1 pseudogene is annotated in these 255 nt (G+C 63.9%); it reads left to right on the top strand.

Annotation, left to right across the window (positions count from 1 at the left end):
• A pseudogene (locus AB3X89_RS40585) lies at positions 1-255 on the top strand (ABC transporter ATP-binding protein); the annotation flags it as partial.

Here is a 255-nt window from a genome sequence, read left to right as displayed (position 1 = left end):
CCGCGGTCTATCAGGTCGCGAAGGCGGGCATCGCGCGCACGTTCCAGAACATTCGCCTGTTCGGCGGCATGACCGCGCTCGAAAACGTGATGGTCGGCCGTCATGTGCGCACCAAGCACGGTCTGCTGGGCGCGGTGTTCCAGACGCCGGCCGAACGCAAGGAAGAGCGCGAAATCAAGGAGCGCGCGCTCGAACTGCTCGACTACGTCGGCATCACGCAATACGCGGACTACACGTCGCGCAACCTGTCGTATG

The organism is Paraburkholderia sp. BR14320 (genome assembly GCF_040948665.1).
In the GTDB taxonomy this organism is placed as follows: Bacteria; Pseudomonadota; Gammaproteobacteria; order Burkholderiales; family Burkholderiaceae; genus Paraburkholderia; species Paraburkholderia youngii.
Note: the sequence above shows the minus strand (reverse complement) of the source record. Positions and strands in the feature narration are given on the sequence as shown.